The organism is Agrobacterium sp. 10T429 (assembly GCF_056393925.1).
Window position 1 is genome coordinate 1 of the sequence record NZ_JBFTGV010000001.1, and the last position, 19,817, is coordinate 19,817.

At 57.5% G+C, this 19,817-nt stretch carries 18 protein-coding genes, 1 tRNA gene and 1 riboswitch; of the genes, 15 read left to right on the forward strand and 4 right to left on the reverse strand.

The window, feature by feature from the left end:
• Positions 1 to 72 precede the first annotated feature (72 nt).
• Together AC1DCP_RS00005 and recQ are read left to right on the forward strand one after the other, a co-directional pair.
• Positions 73 to 149 (forward strand) — tRNA-Met (locus tag AC1DCP_RS00005).
• A gap of 196 nt (positions 150 to 345) precedes the next feature.
• A complete protein-coding gene (recQ, locus tag AC1DCP_RS00010; protein WP_065688460.1) occupies positions 346 to 2,154 on the forward strand; it encodes a DNA helicase RecQ in 1,809 nt (602 codons plus the stop codon).
• A 54-nt stretch (positions 2,155 to 2,208) separates the two neighbouring features.
• Here recQ and AC1DCP_RS00015 read toward each other — a convergent pair whose 3' ends face one another.
• Positions 2,209 to 3,441, reverse strand: coding sequence for an ROK family transcriptional regulator (locus tag AC1DCP_RS00015; RefSeq protein ID WP_065688459.1), 1,233 nt, complete (start codon positions 3,439 to 3,441; stop codon positions 2,209 to 2,211).
• A gap of 266 nt (positions 3,442 to 3,707) precedes the next feature.
• Here AC1DCP_RS00015 and AC1DCP_RS00020 point away from each other — a divergent pair, with 266 nt between their 5' ends.
• From AC1DCP_RS00020 to nrdF, 8 genes are all read left to right on the forward strand, one after another.
• Positions 3,708 to 4,730, forward strand: coding sequence for a sugar ABC transporter substrate-binding protein (locus AC1DCP_RS00020; protein ID WP_003514241.1), 1,023 nt, complete (start codon positions 3,708 to 3,710; stop codon positions 4,728 to 4,730).
• 222 nt (positions 4,731 to 4,952) lie between these two features.
• Complete coding sequence (locus AC1DCP_RS00025; RefSeq protein ID WP_065688458.1) at positions 4,953 to 6,035, forward strand: ABC transporter permease; 1,083 nt, start codon at positions 4,953 to 4,955, stop codon at positions 6,033 to 6,035.
• A complete protein-coding gene (locus AC1DCP_RS00030; RefSeq protein ID WP_013635211.1) occupies positions 6,035 to 6,817 on the forward strand; it encodes an ATP-binding cassette domain-containing protein in 783 nt (260 codons plus the stop codon). The genes AC1DCP_RS00025 and AC1DCP_RS00030 overlap by 1 nt, the downstream gene beginning before the upstream one ends.
• The gene (locus tag AC1DCP_RS00035) at positions 6,814 to 7,443 is read left to right on the forward strand and encodes a nucleoside triphosphate hydrolase (protein WP_065659734.1); all 630 of its coding nucleotides are present in this window, start codon (positions 6,814 to 6,816) and stop codon (positions 7,441 to 7,443) included. Before AC1DCP_RS00030 ends, AC1DCP_RS00035 begins: the two co-directional genes overlap by 4 nt.
• Before the next feature lie 131 nt (positions 7,444 to 7,574).
• Positions 7,575 to 7,798: riboswitch (cobalamin riboswitch) on the forward strand.
• A 256-nt stretch (positions 7,799 to 8,054) separates the two neighbouring features.
• On the forward strand, positions 8,055 to 8,276 hold the full coding sequence (gene nrdH, locus AC1DCP_RS00040; RefSeq protein ID WP_013635213.1) for a glutaredoxin-like protein NrdH: 222 nt from the start codon (positions 8,055 to 8,057) through the stop codon (positions 8,274 to 8,276).
• A 12-nt stretch (positions 8,277 to 8,288) separates the two neighbouring features.
• Complete coding sequence (gene nrdI, locus AC1DCP_RS00045) at positions 8,289 to 8,687, forward strand: class Ib ribonucleoside-diphosphate reductase assembly flavoprotein NrdI (RefSeq protein WP_003514252.1); 399 nt, start codon at positions 8,289 to 8,291, stop codon at positions 8,685 to 8,687.
• Positions 8,675 to 10,864, forward strand: coding sequence for a class 1b ribonucleoside-diphosphate reductase subunit alpha (gene nrdE, locus AC1DCP_RS00050; protein ID WP_081308567.1), 2,190 nt, complete (start codon positions 8,675 to 8,677; stop codon positions 10,862 to 10,864). Before nrdI ends, nrdE begins: the two co-directional genes overlap by 13 nt.
• A 16-nt stretch (positions 10,865 to 10,880) precedes the next feature.
• The gene (gene nrdF / locus AC1DCP_RS00055; RefSeq protein ID WP_003514262.1) at positions 10,881 to 11,855 is read left to right on the forward strand and encodes a class 1b ribonucleoside-diphosphate reductase subunit beta; all 975 of its coding nucleotides are present in this window, start codon (positions 10,881 to 10,883) and stop codon (positions 11,853 to 11,855) included.
• Between the two features lie 28 nt (positions 11,856 to 11,883).
• Here nrdF and AC1DCP_RS00060 read toward each other — a convergent pair whose 3' ends face one another.
• On the reverse strand, positions 11,884 to 12,996 hold the full coding sequence (locus AC1DCP_RS00060) for an alpha/beta hydrolase (RefSeq protein ID WP_038489306.1): 1,113 nt from the start codon (positions 12,994 to 12,996) through the stop codon (positions 11,884 to 11,886).
• A gap of 156 nt (positions 12,997 to 13,152) precedes the next feature.
• On the opposite strand from AC1DCP_RS00060, the gene recF reads away from it, so the two are divergent.
• The 3 genes from recF to AC1DCP_RS00075 are packed head-to-tail and all read left to right on the forward strand — an operon-like array spanning position 13,153 to position 15,543.
• Positions 13,153 to 14,280, forward strand: coding sequence for a DNA replication/repair protein RecF (recF, locus tag AC1DCP_RS00065; RefSeq protein ID WP_025592007.1), 1,128 nt, complete (start codon positions 13,153 to 13,155; stop codon positions 14,278 to 14,280).
• A gap of 22 nt (positions 14,281 to 14,302) precedes the next feature.
• Entirely contained in the window at positions 14,303 to 15,070 is a 768-nt protein-coding gene (locus AC1DCP_RS00070; protein WP_038489312.1) for a molybdopterin-synthase adenylyltransferase MoeB, read from the forward strand.
• A complete protein-coding gene (locus AC1DCP_RS00075; RefSeq protein WP_065688457.1) occupies positions 15,067 to 15,543 on the forward strand; it encodes a GNAT family N-acetyltransferase in 477 nt (158 codons plus the stop codon). The genes AC1DCP_RS00070 and AC1DCP_RS00075 overlap by 4 nt, the downstream gene beginning before the upstream one ends.
• A gap of 79 nt (positions 15,544 to 15,622) precedes the next feature.
• Here the strand turns inward: AC1DCP_RS00075 and AC1DCP_RS00080 are convergent, their stop codons facing one another.
• Positions 15,623 to 16,627: a 2-hydroxyacid dehydrogenase gene (locus AC1DCP_RS00080; RefSeq protein WP_003514267.1), complete on the reverse strand. Its 1,005-nt coding sequence runs from the start codon at positions 16,625 to 16,627 to the stop codon at positions 15,623 to 15,625.
• A 180-nt stretch (positions 16,628 to 16,807) separates the two neighbouring features.
• On the opposite strand from AC1DCP_RS00080, the gene AC1DCP_RS00085 reads away from it, so the two are divergent.
• Positions 16,808 to 17,341 (forward strand): SH3 domain-containing protein, encoded by a 534-nt coding sequence (locus tag AC1DCP_RS00085; protein ID WP_003514268.1) that lies wholly within the window; start codon positions 16,808 to 16,810, stop codon positions 17,339 to 17,341.
• Here the strand turns inward: AC1DCP_RS00085 and AC1DCP_RS00090 are convergent.
• Positions 17,334 to 18,326, reverse strand: coding sequence for an adenosine kinase (locus AC1DCP_RS00090; RefSeq protein WP_003514270.1), 993 nt, complete (start codon positions 18,324 to 18,326; stop codon positions 17,334 to 17,336). The two genes, AC1DCP_RS00085 and AC1DCP_RS00090, sit on opposite strands and share 8 nt — an antisense overlap.
• Before the next feature lie 535 nt (positions 18,327 to 18,861).
• Here AC1DCP_RS00090 and AC1DCP_RS00095 point away from each other — a divergent pair.
• Positions 18,862 to 19,806, forward strand: a complete 945-nt coding sequence (locus AC1DCP_RS00095) for an AEC family transporter (RefSeq protein WP_476774107.1) — start codon at positions 18,862 to 18,864, stop codon at positions 19,804 to 19,806.
• Positions 19,807 to 19,817: the final 11 nt, after the last annotated feature.

Consider the following 19,817-nt stretch of genomic DNA (forward strand, 5'->3'; position numbering starts at 1 on the left):
GATGCAGTCGCGATAAATCCAATAGGGATTTACGCTGGTCGCGATAAATCCCATAGGGATTTACGCTGGTAACGCGGGGTGGAGCAGCCCGGTAGCTCGTCAGGCTCATAACCTGAAGGCCGCAGGTTCAAATCCTGCCCCCGCAACCATCTTCACAAAAACCCCGTAGCTTAAGCTGCGGGGTTTTCCTTTTGCGAAATACCTCAAATAATCTCCAAACCTATATAAGTTCGCATCGTCCACAATTGGCGCTCTTTTTTATGGGACTGATTCAGCCTTTCTGCGTTGCGATAGCCCCTGATTTGGCCATGATGCACACACTGCCCAGCTCATAAGAAAGCCAACGTGATCACCGACCCCTTGCAGATTCTCAAGACCGTCTATGGCTACGATACGTTTCGTGGACAGCAGGCCGAAATCATCCGGCATGTGATGGCAGGCAACAATGCTTTTGTGTTGATGCCAACAGGGGGCGGGAAGTCGCTTTGTTACCAGATTCCGGCGCTCGCCCGTCAGGGAATGGGGCTGGTTGTTTCGCCCCTGATCGCGCTGATGGTCGATCAGGTCGCCGCCTTGCGTCAGGCAGGTGTGCGGGCAGAAGCTCTCAACTCCGATCTTTCCCCAGAAGAGCGGCGGGTACTCTGGCAGGATATGCGGGCTGGCAAGGTCGATATTCTCTATGCCGCGCCGGAGACCCTTCTCAAGCCGGATGTTCTGGATGCGCTTCAACCTATCAGCCTGTCGCTGATCGCGATCGACGAAGCTCATTGTCTATCGCAGTGGGGGCACGATTTCCGTCCCCCGTACCGCCAGCTAGACACGTTGATCGAGCGCTTTCCGGATACGCCACGCATGGCGCTGACGGCGACTGCGGACGAGCCAACCCGCGCCGAAATTCTGGGTCATCTCGGGATCAACGGAAGCGACGCCTTTATAGCCGGATTCGACCGGCCAAATATCCGCTATGCGATCATGGAAAAGGATAATCCACGTACGCAGCTGAAGCGCTTCCTGACGGGTCGCGAGGACGAAAGCGGCATCGTCTATTGCCTTTCCAAACGCAAGGTCGATGAGACGGCAGCCTGGCTGCGTGAGGAGGGGCGCGATGCGCTGCCCTATCACGCCGGCATGGACAAGGCCGCCCGCGAGGCGAACCAGACCCACTTCCAGCATGGTGAAGCTGTCATCATGGTTGCAACCGTGGCTTTCGGCATGGGCATCGACAAACCGGATGTGCGCTTCGTCGTGCATATCGATCTGCCCAGCAGCATCGAAGCCTATTATCAGGAAACCGGCCGTGCCGGCCGTGATGGTCTGCCGTCCGACGTGCTTATGCTTTACGGTTATGAAGACATCGCATTGCGCAACCGCTTCATCGAAGAGTCGGATGCGGGCGACCAGCGCAAAAACATGGAGCGCCGGAAGCTCGATGCGTTGCTTGGCCTCGCGGAAACAGCCGGTTGCCGTCGGCGGGTGCTTTTGTCTTATTTCGGCGACCATTGCGAGCCCTGCGGCAATTGCGACACCTGTGCGGAACCGCCGGACCTGTTTGATGGTGCCATTGCCGCGCAGAAGTTGCTGTCCTGCATTTACCGCACGGGAGAACGTTTCGGCCAGGCCTATGTCATCCGCGTATTGCTGGGCATGGAAGATGAACGGATATCGAGCTTTGGTCACGATCGGATCACGACCTACGGCATCGGCAAAGAGCACGACAATCGCACCTGGCGAGCCATCCTGCGCCAGATGGTTGCGCTGCGCCTGATCGAGGTTGATCTGGCCGGTCACGGGGGATTGTCCATTTCCGAAGAAGGGAGGCGGTTCCTGCGCGAAAAGCCGTCCCTGATGTTGAGGATACCGACCGCTCCCCGTTCGGCGCGACAACAGACGAATCGCAAGCCCACCGCCATTGTTCTACCGGATGCCGATCGCAATCTCTTCGAGGCGCTGCGTGCGAAGCGCATGGAAATTGCCCGCGCACAGAACGTTCCGCCCTATGTGATTTTTCACGACAAGACACTCATTGAGCTTGCGGCATCAAGACCGGCCTCTGTGGGGGAAATGGCGCAGATACCTGGAGTGGGAGACACAAAGCTGGAACGATACGGCCCAGCTTTTCTGGCGGCGATCATGGAACATGCCGCCAGCGAGTGACCATTTGAATCCGGCAAAGAGTCCCGCCAGGAAATTTCGGCAGGGCCTGAAACCTCAGCCTGTCGTGTCCTTGAACAGAACATTCTGGTCGATGAGATAACGGGAAAACAGGGGCAGGCTCGCTCCACCGATAGCCCGGGCCTGGCTGCCGACCGCTCCCTCGATGATCTCCGGCAGCGTAACACCCTGAAGATCGTGATATTTGAGGGCAAGACGGGTGGCGGAGACTATTCTTGCTCTGACCCAATCCGGAAAACCGCCATCGATGATGACGCTGGAAAAATCGATGATGGAGGCTGCAGCGATGACGGCCTGCGCAAGGGCCGCGGCCGTTTTTCCGATCCAGCTTTCCAGCGGCTCTCCGAAATCGATCCATTCATCCGGCGAGAACCACAGGGGACGTGGATCGATACCCCGTTCGCGCAACATGTTTTCCAGAACGAAGATGGAGGCGATTTTCAGAAGCTGGACCGTGTTGCCGTCTTGCCCCTGAACCGGAAGGGGCCCGATTGCACCGGCGGTGCCCGTCTTTCCGGAAAACAGTGCGGAATTTAAAACGACACCGCCACCGATGAAGGATCCGATGAAGATATAGAGAAAATCGGGGTAGTTTTGGCCTGCACCAAAAACCAGTTCTGCACCGCAGGCACTGGTCGCATCGTTCTGCAGGAAAACCGGATAGCTGACGCCATCCGCAATTTCGGAACGGATATCGACGTCGCGCCAGCGCTCCATCTCATTCTGCGGGGCGCCCACCTCCTGCGCCCAGTTCCACAATTCGAACGGCGCGGCAATGCCGACACCGGCAATTTTTTGCCGTTCGACCGGAGAGAGCTTGGACTCGAGTTCCGTGATACCCTCGATGACGAATGGCAAAATCCATTCCGGCATAGGATAGGGGTAAGTTCTGCGGAGCTTCAGCTTGATCCGGCCGACGAAATCCATCAGCACCAGATCGACGCTGCGACGGCCGATTTTTACGCCAAACGAGAAGACGGCATCGGGATTGAGGCGCATCGGCGTCGAAGGCTGCCCGACTTTGCCGCGCAGTCTTTCGCCACGAATAAGAAGACCGTCACTTTCGAGCGAGCGCATGATGACCGAGACGGTCTGCGCCGAGAGACCGCAAAGCCTGGATATTTCGGCTTTCGACAAGCCGCCGTGGCGGCGAACCAGCGACAGCACAAGCCGCTCGTTATAGGCACGCACCCCGATCTGGTTGGCGCCGCCGCTCATATCCATGTTGGTGGACGGCGCGGGCGGCGCCGTCTCGACAGATTGTCTCATAGTTTCATCCTCCCGCCCGCCATATCCGCCGCGACCGATACATGCAGGCTTTATGGCAATCTTGCTATCGCAACGTTAAACGACGCGGCGATATTCCTCCCTGCCGCTTGTTAGAATGCCATACGGAATTAATAATTCAATCGGATTTATTTATTGACAGCCGTTTCCTTTGGTGGTTCCATCTGTGTCAACGGTCGCTGTTCTCGGAGGAGACGAGATCGTCGGGTAACCGTCACGGTACTCAAACATTCAATGGGAGGATTACAATGAAGACGACTGTTTCCGCTCTTCTGGGCGCGCTTGCGCTAGGCGTTTCTTTCGCGTCCGTCGCGTCCGCCGCCGATACTTCGGTTTGCCTGATTACCAAAACCGACACCAATCCCTTTTTCGTCAAGATGAAGGAAGGCGCCACCGCCAAGGCTAAAGAACTTGGCGTGACGCTGAAGTCCTATGCCGGCAAGATCGATGGCGATTCCGAAAGCCAGGTTGCCGCGATCGAGACATGCATTGCCGATGGCTCCAAGGGTATCCTGATTACCGCATCGGACACCAAGGGCATCGTTCCGGCCGTGCAGAAGGCGCGCGATGCCGGTCTTCTGGTCATCGCCCTCGATACACCTCTCGAACCCGTTGATGCCGCTGACTCCACTTTCGCTACCGACAATCTTCTGGCCGGCGAGCTGATCGGCAAATGGGCTGCCGGCACCCTCGGCGACAAGGCCAAGGACGCGAAAATCGCCTTCCTCAACCTCACGCCTTCCCAGCCAACCGTTGATGTTTTGCGCAACCAGGGCTTCATGAAGGGCTTCGGCATCGACGTGAAGGACATCAACAAGATTGGTGATGAAGATGACAAGCGTATCGTTGGTCATGATGTTACCAACGGTAACGAAGAAGGCGGCCGCTCTGCGATGGAAAATCTGCTGCAGAAGGATCCGACCATCAACGTCGTTCACACCATCAACGAACCTGCAGCTGCCGGTGCTTATGAAGCGCTGAAAGCCGTCGGCCGCGAAAAGGATGTTCTGATCGTTTCCGTCGATGGCGGTTGCCCTGGTGTCAAGAACGTTGCGGAAGGCGTGATCGGCGCAACGTCTCAGCAATACCCGCTGCTGATGGCGGCACTCGGCGTGGAAGCCGTCAAGAAGTTTGCCGATACCGGTGAAAAGCCGAAGCCGACGGCAGGCAAGAACTTCTTCGACACCGGCGTAACGCTGGTAACCGACAAGCCGGTCAAGGGTCTCGATTCGATCGACACCAAGGAAGGCCTGAAGAAGTGCTGGGGCTGATACTTCACCATTGAAATCGGCGGGGGGCAATTTGCCCCCGCCCTTGAACCGGAATGGTTAAAAGAACGATCTGGGTGATCGGACAGGAACAAACGAGCGCGCCCGGCGTCCGTGGACGTAACTGAGGCACGCTTCTCAACAGTTTGAATCTACGCATTGTCCCCTCTGGAAAATAATCCCGAGTTCGGGGCTGATGCGATGGAGCGATCGGGAGGAAAATCCATGAGCGATCAGCCAGTGCGGGCTCAACCGCATAATGAATTTGAAAAAGTGCTGTCGGGAAGTTCGACCCAGGTCGCTGCTTTCGATACGCACAACAAGAGTTTGCTTGAAAAATTCCAGCACTTTCTGCATTCCAGCCCGGCGGCCGTACCGCTGATCGTTCTGGTGTTGTCGCTGGCTGTCTTCGGCATGACCCTGGGCGGCAAGTTTTTCTCGGCGTTTTCGCTGACCCTTATCCTTCAGCAGGTGGCAATCGTCGGCATCGTCGGCGCGGCACAGTCGCTGGTCATTCTGACAGCAGGTATCGATCTTTCGGTCGGTGCGATCATGGTCCTGTCCTCCGTCGTCATGGGACAGTTTACGTTCCGCTATGGTTTGCCTGCCGAAGTCTCGATTATCTGCGGTCTCGCAGTTGGCGCATTTTGTGGCTTTATCAATGGCGTGCTGGTTTCGCGCATGCGGCTTCCGCCCTTCATCGTTACACTGGGCATGTGGCAGATCGTGTTGGCCACCAATTTCCTCTATTCGGCCAACGAAACGATCCGCTCACAGGATATCGTCCAACAGGCGCCCATTCTCCAGTTTTTCGGCAACAATGTCCGCATCGGCAGCGCCGTCTTCACCTATGGCGTCATTGCGATGGTTCTGCTGGTTGCCCTGCTCTGGTATGTGCTGAACCGCACCGCCTGGGGTCGACATCTCTATGCAGTGGGTGATGATCCTGACGCAGCCGAACTTGCCGGCGTTAACGTCAAGCGCATGCTGACGACCGTCTACACACTTTCCGGGCTAATCTGCGCCTTCGCGGGCTGGGCTCTCATCGGCCGCATCGGTTCGGTATCGCCGACCGCCGGTCAGTTCGCCAACATCGAATCCATCACCGCAGTGGTCATCGGCGGCATATCGCTGTTTGGCGGACGCGGCTCAATCATGGGCATGATCTTCGGCGCGCTGATCGTCGGTGTCTTCTCTCTCGGCCTGCGACTTATCGGAACAGACCCACAATGGACCTATCTGTTGATCGGCGTCCTTATCATCTTGGCTGTCGCAATCGACCAGTGGATCAGAAAGGTAGCAGGCTGATGGCAAAAGAACCTATCCTCACAGCACGCAATCTCGTTAAACGCTACGGTCGTGTGACTGCGCTCGACAATGCCGATTTTGACCTTTATCCGGGCGAAATCCTCGCCGTCATTGGTGATAACGGTGCTGGAAAATCCTCTCTCATCAAGGCGATTTCCGGTGCGGTGACACCCGATGAAGGGGAGATCAGGCTGGAAGGCAAGCCGGTACAGTTCCGCTCGCCGATCGAGGCGCGCAAGGCTGGTATCGAAACCGTTTATCAGAACCTTGCGCTGTCTCCCGCATTGTCCATAGCCGACAATATGTTTCTCGGCCGTGAAATCCGCAAACCCGGTATTCAGGGAAGCCTGTTCAGGGCACTGGACCGTCCGGCGATGGAAAAGTTTGCCCGCGAGAAACTCTCTGAACTCGGCCTGATGACGATCCAGAACATCAATCAGGCGGTGGAAACCCTCTCCGGCGGCCAGCGCCAGGGTGTTGCGGTGGCGCGTGCAGCCGCCTTCGGCTCCAAGGTCGTCATCCTTGACGAACCGACAGCGGCGCTCGGCGTCAAGGAAAGCCGCCGCGTTCTCGAGCTTATTCTGGATGTACGCGCGCGAGGGCTACCGATCGTTCTCATCTCGCACAACATGCCGCATGTTTTCGAGGTTGCTGACCGGATTCATATTCATCGGCTGGGCAAGCGTTTGTGCGTCATCAATCCGAAGGACTATACCATGTCCGACGCCGTCGCCTTCATGACGGGCGCCAAGGAAGCGCCAAAGGAAACGCTGGCCGCATGACGTTGAAGCTTGAAACGATCGTCGAAGACGTTCTTCGGCGGGCTGAGGATAAATCTCGTTTTATCATTGCCATTGCCGGTCCCCCTGGGGCCGGCAAATCCACGCTGGCGGATGCCCTGTGCGGTGCCCTCGTGGCGCGCGGCGAGGCTGCGGCTGTCCTGCCCATGGACGGCTTCCATATGGATAACGGTATTCTCGAAGAACGGGGGCTCTTGCCGCGAAAAGGCGCACCGGAGACCTTCGACGTGCGCGGCTTTCTTGATATCGTCTCCGCAGTTCGTCAGGGCGGGCAGGAAGTTCTTGTCCCGGTTTTTGACCGCTCCCGCGAAATTGCCATTGCCTCCGCTCGCGCCATCGCGCCAGAAACACGCTTCATTCTTGCCGAAGGCAACTATCTGCTGTTGAACGAGGCGCCGTGGACGAAGCTTTCCGGCAGCTTCGATCTTACCGTCTTCGTAGGCCCATCCGTTGCGGTGCTCGAGGAACGCTTGCGGGATAGATGGCAGGGCTATGGTCTCGATGCGACCGAGATTCACGCCAAACTGTTCGAAAATGATCTTCCCAACGGAAAGCGGGTGATTGAGAACTCCCGCCCCGCCGACATTCGCATCGATATCTGGGAATAACCCGCCGCTTCCGTCCGTAGGCGGCATCGAGCATTCACCGTTAAGCCTTTGTTGACCATGTGTTGAATCTTTTTGATCCACAGGGTGGGGCTTTCGCATGTCTAATTATTGACGAAAAAAATTCCTCATATACTATATGTGGTGTTCAAGGTTCTTTCGATTCGCAAGCGTCGGGAGCTAAGACGGGAATTCGGTGCGCAACACCATTATGGTGAAGCAATGCCGAAACTGCCCCCGCAACTGTAAGCGGTGAGCATCGTTCCGATTTGAGCCACTGGCGCTAAAAGCTCCGGGAAGGTGGGAATGGATGTTTTGACCCGCAAGTCAGGAGACCTGCCTTGAGCGAAAACGTCCACGGGCGGGGTGTCCGGAAGGAAGGTGTATGACGCAAATGAATTGCGTGCGCCCTTTTCTGCCCCCTCCAGAACAAGCTTCGGGGTGAAGTCATGCCAGTGCATTTTTATGAGTTTCTACGCTCGTCGGCGTAGACAGCGATCTTACGCGGCCTCACCCGCGCGCCTCGCCAGAATGACAGAACCATCGCCACCCGCTTGCGATTGCAGGCGGGCAATGTTGAGCCGTGCGTAAAAGCGGCTTCGAAAGAGGAAACAATGACCGTCACCGTTTACAGCAAACCCGCCTGCGTCCAGTGCACTGCCACCTATCGTGCGCTTGACCGCATCGGTGTCAGCTACGAGATCGTCGATATCTCCGAAGATGCGGATGCCCTCGATCGCGTTCGCGGCCTTGGTTACATGCAGGTTCCCGTGGTCGTTGCCGGCGAACGCCATTGGGCTGGTTTCCGTCCGGACATGATTGGCTCGATCAGCTGAGGAGGCGATGCGATGGGGCTGATCGTCTATTATTCCAGCCGGTCTGAGAACACTCATCGCTTCCTTCAGAAACTGGGGCGACGATTGCTTCGCCTGCCGCTCGGCGCCGAGGAAGACGTTCCTCACGTGTCGGAGCCCTATGTTCTCGTCACCCCCACCTATGGGGGCGGCGGCATGAAAGGAGCGGTACCGAAACCGGTTATCCGGTTTTTGAACGAGCCCTCAAACCGAAATCTCATTCGCGGCGTCATCGCGGCGGGAAATACGAATTTTGGCGCAGCTTTCGCATCCGCCGGAGATATCGTGTCGCGCAAATGCGCGGTGCCGTTTCTCTACCGCTTCGAGCTTCTCGGCACGGAGGAAGATGTCGCCAACGTCAATCATGGATTGGAACGATTTTGGACACGCTGACCTCGAGCGCGGTGCGCAACACGGATGCCAAACAACAAGTAACCGCTGCGCAGAAACACCTGGACGCGGGACTGGACTATCACGCGCTGAACGCGATGCTGAACCTCTACGATGAAAACGGGAAGATCCAGCTCGACAAGGACCGCCTTGCGGCACGGCAATATTTCCTTCAGCACGTCAATCAGAACACGGTGTTTTTCCATAATCTCAGGGAAAAGCTCGATTATCTCGTGACCGAGGGATATTACGAACAGGAGGTGCTGGACCAGTATTCCTTCAATTTCGTCCGTGACCTCTACGACGAGGCCTATGCCAGAAAGTTCCGTTTTCCGACATTTCTCGGCGCCTTCAAATATTATACGTCCTATACGCTGAAGACCTTCGACGGAAAGCGTTACCTGGAGCGTTACGAGGACCGCGTCTGTATGGTGGCGCTGGCTCTGGCGCGTGGCGACGAGCAGCTTGCCCGCGATCTGATGGATGAAATCATTTCCGGCCGCTTCCAGCCGGCAACCCCGACCTTTCTCAACGCTGGCAAGAAAAGCCGCGGTGAGCTGGTTTCGTGTTTTCTGCTGCGTGTGGAAGACAATATGGAAAGCATCGGCCGGTCCATCAATTCAGCATTGCAGCTTTCCAAGCGTGGCGGTGGCGTAGCACTGTCCCTGACCAATATTCGCGAAGCCGGCGCGCCGATCAAACAGATCGAAAACCAGTCCTCCGGCGTCATTCCTGTCATGAAGCTGCTGGAAGATTCGTTCTCCTACGCCAACCAGCTTGGCGCGCGCCAAGGCGCTGGCGCGGTCTATCTGCATGCCCACCACCCCGATATCATGCGTTTCCTCGATACCAAGCGCGAAAACGCCGACGAAAAAATCCGCATCAAAACCCTTTCGCTCGGCGTGGTGATCCCTGATATCACCTTCGAACTCGCGAGAAACAACGAGGATATGTACCTGTTCTCACCCTATGATGTTGAGCGGGTTTATGGCGTGCCGTTTACCGAGATTTCCGTCAGCGAAAAATATCAGGAAATGGTCGCCGACAGCCGCATCCGCAAGAAGAAGATCAAGGCACGCGAGTTCTTCCAAGTCATCGCAGAAATTCAGTTCGAAAGCGGTTATCCCTATATCATGTTCGAGGATACGGTTAACCGCGCCAATCCGATCGCCGGCCGTATCAGCATGAGCAATCTCTGCTCGGAAATCCTACAGGTCAGCGAGGCGAGCGAGTTCAACGACGATCTCTCTTACAGCCATATGGGCAAGGATATTTCCTGCAATCTCGGCTCGCTCAACATTGCTTCAGCAATGGATTCGGCTGATTTCGGCAAGACGATCGAAACCTCCATCCGGGCGCTGACGGCCGTTTCTGACATGAGCCACATCTCGTCTGTCCCCTCCGTGGAAAAGGGCAACGATGCGAGCCACGCCATCGGGCTTGGTCAGATGAACCTGCATGGCTATCTGGCGCGCGAGCGCATCTTCTACGGCTCCGAAGAGGGCATCGATTTCACCAATATCTATTTCTACACGGTGACCTATCACGCCATCCGCGCCAGCAATCGCCTTGCCACGGAAAGGGGCCAGAGCTTCAAGGGCTTTGAAAACTCCAAATATGCCTCGGGCGACTACTTCGATAAATATACCGACCGGGAATGGCTGCCCGCGACGGATAAGGTCCGCGACCTTTTTGAGAAAGCCGGCATTTCCATTCCGACACAGGAGGACTGGAAAGCGTTGAAGCAGGCCGTCATGGAGGCCGGCCTCTATAACCAGAACCTTCAGGCCGTGCCGCCCACAGGCTCGATCTCCTATATCAACCACTCGACCTCCTCGATCCATCCCATCGTCTCGAAGATTGAGATTCGCAAGGAAGGCAAGATCGGCCGTGTTTATTATCCGGCTTCCTACCTTTCGAACGACAATCTCGAATATTATCAGGATGCTTACGAAATCGGTCCGGAAAAGATCATAGATACCTATGCGGCGGCCACCCAGCATGTCGATCAGGGCCTGTCGCTGACACTGTTCTTCCGCGATACGTCAACGACGCGCGATATCAACCGGGCGCAGATCTACGCCTGGAAAAAAGGCATCAAGACCATCTACTACATCCGTTTGCGCCAGATGGCGCTGGAAGGCACGCAGGTTCAGGGCTGCGTATCCTGCACGCTCTGAATTGAGGGACAAGACAATGAACATTGCCGTAAAACCCGCGTCCCGTATTCGCGCGGTCAACTGGAACCGCATCGAGGATGACAAGGATCTCGAAGTCTGGAATCGCCTGACATCGAATTTCTGGCTACCGGAAAAGGTGCCGCTCTCCAACGATATCCCGTCCTGGGGAACGTTGAAGCCGGAAGAGCAGACCCTGACGATCCGCGTCTTCACCGGGCTGACATTGCTGGACACGATCCAGAACGGCGTCGGTTCCGTGCGCCTGATGGCGGATTCGGCGACGCCGCACGAGGAGGCGGTGCTTTCCAACATCTCCTTCATGGAAGCGGTCCACGCCCGCTCCTATTCCTCGATCTTCTCGACGCTCTGCTCCACGCCTGACGTCGATGACGCCTATCGCTGGTCGGAGGAGAACGAATTCCTGCAACGCAAATCCGCGCTCATCATGCGCGAATATGATAGCGGAAATCCGTTGAAAATGAAGGTCGCCAGCGTGTTTCTGGAGAGCTTCCTGTTCTATTCCGGCTTCTACCTGCCAATGTTCTGGTCAAGTCGCGCCAAGCTTACCAACACGGCCGATTTGATCCGTCTCATCATTCGCGATGAGGCCGTGCATGGCTATTACATCGGCTACAAGTTCCAGCGCGCGCTCGAACGTCTGGGCGAAGCGGAAAAACAGGAGATCAAGGATTTCGCCTTCGATCTTTTGCTCGAGCTTTACGACAACGAGGCCAAATATACCCAAGACCTCTATGACGGCGTTGGCCTGACGGAGGACGTCAAGCAGTTCCTGCATTACAACGCCAACAAGGCCTTGATGAATCTGGGTTACGAGGCGCTGTTTCCGCCCGAGGCCTGCCGGGTCAATCCTGCGATCCTCTCGGCGCTGTCTCCCAATGCCGACGAGAACCACGACTTCTTCTCCGGCTCCGGCTCTTCCTATGTCATCGGCAAGGCGGTCGCCACAGAAGACGAAGACTGGGATTTCTGAACCGGTTGTCGCCAAGAACCCGCAAAAGTTATTGCGGGTTCACGACCTGGCTCGCAAGCCGGAAGGGGCTGGATACTGTTGCCCCGATAGCATCGAACACAAAGGCACCCGCGCGGCCTATGCCGTTTTCGCCGTTGCCGTTCCGGCTCGCCTCCAGTTGTGGCACCAGCGACGCGAGTGCCGCATATCGGTCGTGGTTGAGCGGATCCGATGCCTTGAGCTTGGAGATGTCAACGAACTGAACGCCCTCTTTCAGGGCGGCTTCCTGCACTTGAGGATCGGTCACATCCAGCGCGCCTATGCGGGTGACGTCCGCCCCGAGGATGGAGGAAGCCTTCAGGGCGCGGTCGTCCTTGGAGACGAGAATGGTGAGCGGCGGATTGAGCCTTCCCACCACCTCGATCTGCTTGCGGAAAACATCGGCGTCGATATCCGGCGCGGCCAGTACTACCTGTAGTTTGGAGAGCACATCGTTCCTGCCTTCGAAGCGCAATTGTCGCAGCGCTTCCATGACCAGCCAGCCGCCCATGCTGTGACCGAACACGACAATGCTTTTTTTCGGTGTTTGCCTGGTAAGGTCGGTCAGCACCGTGGCCAGCGCGTCTCGCGAATAGGTCGCTGATTCCTTGTCGGCCACGTAACCGGTGACGCTCGCCTGAGACGGCCATGAAAAGACCAGTGGCACACCATCCATATTGGCATCGGCTGCCATTTGTGCCGCACGGAACAAGGCTTCCTGATAGCTGTAATTATAGCCATGCACAAAAAGGGCGATCTGCTTGCCGGAGCGGGTGACGTCGCCAAGATCGGAATTGAAACGCGTTTTCGTCAGCATATCGGCTTTGGTGACGACAAAATCCTTGCTCGGGTTCGGCTTACCTTTGGACCATTCGATATTTCCGCTTTTATGGCTGGGAGGAATGGAAATGTCGAAGCGCGCATAATTCAGCTCAGCCGCCCGCCCAGCGCTAAAGCCCTTTTTGGCCTCGTTGTTTTTCTCCCGCGTGCTAGCCACATAGGCTGTCACGATTTTCGTATCGGTGGTCTTGGTGTTTATGGCCTGCAACACATCCGCCCCCGGCCTGCCCGCGCAGGATGAAAGAAGGCTGAAAGCGAGGAGGAGCGAAAAAATCAGGCGCATGGATGGGGTTACCGATAATGAGGGACCACGCATAAATAACCGGCCGCTCAAAAAGTTGCTACTGGAGACTGGATTGCGGTGTGGTTGCATTATGTTCAATGCGGACGACGCATTCCCCACCTTGCTATCCAGCTATGTTCGTTTTAGGCCGTACAGATGACGAATAAGGTGTCGCTTTTACGGCTGAAACTCACGGACTTCCGCAACTATGCGGCGGCGTCGCTCGCGCTGGATGACCGCCACGTGGTGCTGACGGGTGACAACGGTTCCGGCAAGACCAATCTCCTGGAGGCCGTTTCGTTTTTGTCGCCCGGAAGGGGCCTGCGCCGCGCCACCCTGTCCGATGTGACGCGGGTGGGGGCGGAGGCCGCCGGTTTTTCGATTTTTGCGGATGTCGACGGCATGGACGGCGAGGTCGCCATCGGAACCGGGATCGAAGGCGACGGCGAGGTAGTGTCGCGCCGCCTGAGGCTGAACGGGACATCGGTGAAGTCGGTCGATGAATTGACGGATCATCTGCGGGTGCTGTGGCTGACGCCTGCCATGGATGGGCTTTTTACCGGTTCATCCTCGGATCGCCGGCGTTTTCTCGATCGGTTGGTGCTCTCGCTCGATCCCGCGCATGGACGGCGGGCAAGCGACTTCGAAAAGGCCATGCGCGGCCGCAACCGTCTGCTTTCGGAAGGCCGTTTCGATCCGGTCTGGCTGGACGGTATCGAGAAGCAGATGGCGGAACTCGGCATTTCCATGGCGCTCGCGCGCTATGAAATGTTGGGTCTTTTGAAGAGCCTCATCGAAGGCCGTTCCGGCAATGCTGCCTTCCCCTCTGCAGCGCTGGCGCTCTCGGGTTTCATGGACGACACGCTCAACCGGCCGGCTGTCGATCTGGAAGACGAGTATAGGCTTATGCTGCGCGAAGGCCGGTATCGAGACGCGGCGGCGGGCCGCACGCTTGATGGACCGCACCGTGTCGATCTGTTCGTGCGCCATGCGGAAAAGAACATGGAGGCAGAGCGTTGCTCGACCGGAGAACAGAAGGCGCTGCTGGTGGGATTGGTGCTTGCGCATGCCCAGCTCACCGCCAATATGACCGGCCATGCGCCGGTTCTGCTGCTCGACGAAATTGCTGCGCATCTGGATGAGGGCAGGCGGGCGGCTCTGTTCGATCTCATTCACGCGCTCGGTGGTCAGAGTTTCATGACCGGAACGGATGCGGCAATGTTCTCCGCCCTTGGCAACAGGGCGCAATTCTTCAATGTTTCCCACGGGGGCATCACGGCATGACAGCGAAAAAATGGAGTGCGACATGGACCCGCTGAGCCCGGACGAAATCGAACGCTACAAGCGCCATATTCTCTTGCCGGAAATCGGCGGTGCCGGGCAGCAGCGTCTGAAGGCCGCGCGGGTGCTGGTAATCGGGGCTGGTGGCCTCGGCGCGCCTGTCCTTCATTATCTCGCTGCGGCCGGTGTCGGCACGCTTGGCCTGATCGATGACGACGTGGTCTCCCTGTCCAATCTCCAGCGGCAGGTGATCCACGATACCGGCACGATCGGTGAGCTGAAAACGGCAAGCGCCCGCGCAGCCATCGCCCGGCTCAACCCGCATGTGCGTACCCTTGTTTTTGAGGAGCGTTTTTCGCAGGTCTGGGCGCACACCCATCTGCCATCCTTCGATCTCCTTATCGACGGCTCTGATAATTTCGACACACGTTATGCCGCAGCCGATGCCGCAGAGGCTGCTAAAAGGCCGCTGGTAACGGGCGCTGTCGGCCGTTTCGATGGTTCGGTAACGGTGCTGAAACCCTATGAGGCGGGTGCCGATGGTAATCTGCTGCCGGGGTATCGCGATCTGTTTCCCGAGCCACCGCCGCAGGGGCTTATTCCGAATTGCGCGGAAACGGGCATCGTCGGCGCTTTGACCGGCGTGATCGGCACGATCATGGCCATGGAGGCCATCAAGGTGATCACCGCTGCCGGCGAGCCATTGGTCGGCCGCCTGCTTCTCTATGACGCCCTGTCGGCCCGCTTCGAAACCGTGCGTTACAAGCGCCGCCATGCTGGAAAAAAAACATGACCGAGATCACAAGGATTGGCGAAGAATTCGAGCGCTGGCAGGAGCTGCTTGCGCTTATCATGTCGTCCTTCGCCTATATGGACGGCGTCATCGACCCACCATCGTCCGCTCACCGTTTGACGCTCGAAAATCTCGCGGAGAAGGCGAGGGCGGAGACCGCTTTCGTGGCGCTGGATGGTGATGAGATTGTTGGCTGCCTGTTTTGCCGGCAGGAACCACCGAACTGCCTTTACGTCGGCAAGCTGTGCGTCTCCCTGAAAGCGCAGGGCAAAGGCATCGGCAAAATGCTTCTGGAACGGGCCGAAGCATTGGCCCGCGAATTGGCGTTACCGGCGCTGCGGCTGGAAACGCGCATCGAGCTTGTCGGCAATCACGCGAAATTCGCCGCCTGGGGTTTCATCAAAACCGCTGAAAACGCCCATCCGGGTTACGACCGCACGACTTCGATTGAAATGACGAAATTCCTCGGCTGAGACGGCTCAATTTTTGATCCGCTTAAAAGCCTGCTTCTCCCTTCCGCGTCACGAGCAGACACGGCTTGTGTAAACCGGTTCAGTTCCGCCCCGGCAGCACCCGGTTCGGCGGTCGGTGTCCGTCGAAAAGCGTGCGGATGTTGATGATGACCTTGTCACCCATCTCGATGCGTCCCTCGATCGTTGCCGAGCCCATATGGGGAAGCAGCACGACCTTCCCTTCTCTCGCGAGCTTGATGAGCTTGGGATTGATTGCGGGTTCGTTCTCGTAGACATCAAGACCGGCTCCGGCGATCTTTCCGTCGCGCAGGCACTGGATCATTGCCGCCTCATCGATGATATCGCCGCGCGCCGTGTTGACGATGTAGCTTGTCGGCTGCATCAGCGCGAGCCGTCGTGCCGAGATCAGGTGATAGGTCGCAGGTGTGGAGGGGCAATTGACGGAAACAATATCCACCCGCGCCAGCATCTGGTCGAGGCTGTCCCAATAGGTTGCCTCAAGCTCCGCTTCCGTCGCCGGGTTGACGCGCTTGCGGTTGTGATAGTGTATGGAGAGGCCGAAAGCCTTGGCGCGCCGCGCAACTGCCGTACCGATGCGGCCCATGCCGACAATGCCGATGCGTTTGCCGGAAATGCGCCGTCCCAGCATCCAGGTCGGCGACCAGCCCAGCCATTCGTCGGCGCCATTGGCAAGCACGCGCGTGCCTTCGATCAGGCGGCGCGGCACGGCCAGCACCAGCGCCATGGTGATATCGGCGCTGTCTTCGGTCAGCACATTGGGCGTGTTGGTCACTGTGATGCCCTTTCGGGCGGCCGCGTCCACATCCACATGGTCTATGCCGTTGGAGAAGCTTGCGATCAGCTTCAGTTGCGGCCCTGCTTTCTCGATCATGGCGGCGGTGATGCGGTCCGTTACCGTCGGCACCAGAACGTCGACCCGCTGCATGGCGGCCACAAGCTCTTCCTCGCGGCGCTGCGTATCGTCGATATTCAGTTCGGCATCGAAGAGTTCCCGCATTCTGGTTTCGACGACGTCAGGCAATTTGCGGGTGATATAGACTGTCGGTCTCTTCTTGTGGGTCATCGTTTGCCGCTGCCTTGTTCAGAAGTCATTAACCAGAAAGAGCGATAATTTCTTTCAATCAGGGCGTTTCTACCAGACCCACCGGCGAAGACAAATAAAACTCGCCGAAGCTTGAGGCGTGTGGAAACGAGCCTCCTCGAATTTAATCCGGTTTGCAGAAGGCAGGAAACGGAAATGGGCATGCGCAGTGTGGTTTCTATGGTTTGCATTGCATTGTCTCTGGGCCTCTTTGGTGTGGCGAACGAGGCCATGGCGCAAGGCGCTGCCAAAGGCGCAAGCGGCCTGCCTTTGCCGCGTTTTGTCAGCCTGAAATCCAAGCGCGTCAACATGCGCATCGGACCCAGCACGGATTATGCCGTTTCCTGGATGTATATGAAATCGGGAATGCCGGTTGAAATCATTCAGGAATATGAGAACTGGCGGCGCATCCGCGATGCCGATGGCACGGAAGGCTGGGTTAACCAGGCGCTGCTCTCCGGCGAGCGCACGGCCGTCGCCGCGCCGTGGATGCGCGGCAAGGGCAAGGATGTCTACGTGAACATGCGCCGCGACGCACAGTCGGGCGCCTCCGTCATCGCCCGGCTGGAGCCGGGTGTCGTCTTCAGGATCGGTGAATGCAACGGCGACTGGTGCCGCGCCGAGGCCGGTCAGGCCTCAGGCTGGGTGTCGCAGGGTGAAATCTGGGGTGCTTATCCCGGCGAGGCCTTTAAATAAGGCCGTTTTTCTCGCCCAGCGCCTTGAGCGATGACATCGGACGCGGCCCGACCTGCTGAATGACGGCGGCAGCAGCAAGGCAGCCGAGTTTGCCGCAATCTTCCAGAGACCGATCCTGCGTGTAACCGAACAGGAAGCCGGCGGCGAAAAGATCGCCGGCACCCGTTGTGTCGACCACGTCATACACTGGATAGGCTTCTACCTTCACGCGTTCCGTGCCGCGCAGGATAACGGCGCCTTCTTCGCTCATCGTTACCGCTGCGATCTTGCAATCGGCAGCGATTTTCGTCAGCGCCAGCTCGAAATCGTCGGTTTCATAGAGCGAGAGAGCTTCCTGCTTGTTGGCGAAAACGATGTCCACGGTGCCGGAACGCATCAGGTCGAGAAATTCTTCGCGGTATCGGCCAACGCAGAAACTGTCTGAAAGCGTCATGGACACTTCACGGCCGTTCTCATGCGCAATGCGGGCGCAATCGCGAATGGCATCCTTGGCGCGCGGCGGATCCCACAGGTAACCTTCGAAATAGGTGACCTTCGTGTTCGCCACGACGTCTTCTTCTACATCTTCCGGACCGAGATCGACGCAGGCGCCGAGATAGGTGTTCATCGAGCGCTCACCGTCTTCCGTGACGAAGATCATCGAGCGGGCAGTCGGCGGAAACGTGCCTTCCGGCTTCGTTTCGAAATAGACGCCCTGCGCGCGGATATCGTGCTGGAAGATTTCGCCGAGCTGATCTTCGGCCACCTTGCCGAAATAAGCCGCCCTGCCACCGAAATTCGCCACGCCCGCCGCCGTGTTGCCCGCACTTCCGCCGGAGGCCTCGAGCGCGGGTCCCATCAGCGAATAGAGCAGTTCGGCCCGCTCCGCGTCGATGAGGTTCATCGCGCCCTTGGTGATGGCGTTATCATTGAGGAAGCGATCATCACAACGGGAAATGATGTCGACGATGGCATTGCCGACAGTCAGTACGTCGAATTTCGTCATAGGCCCTATCCGGTTTGCAGGGTGCACATTTTTGAACGGTCTTAAACAATTCTGGCGGCAAGAAAAGCCCAAAGGGGAAATATGCGGTTCTCCACCAGAGACAGAAACGCGTCATGTGCCTGTAATGTGGTTAAGCTATCACTCCGATCAGAGCAAACGGTGCGTGAATACGGACCAGAATAGAAGACATGAGGTCTTCTGGCTCACCCGTTATCTCCGTCACGGATGTACTGACGGCGTATAACGGATATGACAAAAGGCGGGGGAAACCCCGCTTTTTCTTTTGGTCCACCTTTGGTGCGCCCCTTTCTAGAGTGCCGCAAGCGGGTTTTCATTATAGACGGTACTCGAAAGACCGACCGCAGCGCCACTTGATCCAGTGACCGGTTTTGAGGGGCTTTCTGCAAAAATACCTGACGGAGCTACGTCGCGTATTGAATGAAACATCCGGGTGCAGCGTTTTCGCGATTCCATTCCCTTGGAAAAGGCTCTAAAGCGGAGTATCTCCCGCAAAAGCCGCGAAAGCTCTCCCTCCATGTCTGCCGTTGCCGCGAACGTCGCTCCGATTTTCATTCTTATCCTGATCGGCTGGCTCACCGTCAAGGCCGGCTTGTTCAGGGCTGATACCGGTGAGATTCTCAGCGATTTTGTATTCAAGATCGCCGTGCCGACTTTGATCTTCCGCACTCTTGCGGAGGCGAATTTTCATGGCGCATCGCCCTTCCGGCTGTGGCTGACCTATTTCGCCGGCGTGGCCGTAACCTGGACGGTTGGGCATATCGTCACGCGGTACATCTTCAAGCAGGATAGTCGCATCGCCGTCATAGCCGGCATATCCTCGGCCTTTGCCAACAATATCTTCATCGGCCTGCCGCTCGTCGGGCGGTCCATCGGGGATGAGGGGCTGGTCGCCCTCTCCATTCTGCTGGCCATCCATCTGCCGGTCATGATGATTGCCGGTACCATCCTGATGGAGAACGCCACGCATAAGGCGGTGGGCGGCGAAAAGCGCAGCATGGCTTCTGTCTTCAGGCAGGTCGGCCGCAACCTCATCACAAATCCGCTGGTGATCGGACTTTTCATCGGGCTTTCGACCAATGTTTCAGGCGTGACGCTCACGCCCATCCTCAAGACCGTGGTTGATCAGATCGCGTCCATGGCGGGACCGGCAGCGCTCATCTCGCTCGGCATGGCGCTGACGAAATACACCATTCGCGGTAATCTGGGGATTGCTGTCACCATGACGGTTTTCAAACTGCTGCTTCTGCCCGCCTGCGTGTGGGCCATGGGCCATGCTCTCGGTCTCAGCCGGGAATGGACAGCTGCCCTCGTGCTCACCTCGTCGGTGCCGACAGGGGTGAATGCATGGCTGATCGCCAACCGCTTCGGCATCGGCCACAGCGTTGCGGCCTCCACCATCAGCATTTCCACGGCGACCGGTGTTCTCTCCGTGTCGCTGTGGGCATGGCTGTTGAGCTGATGATGCTCGAA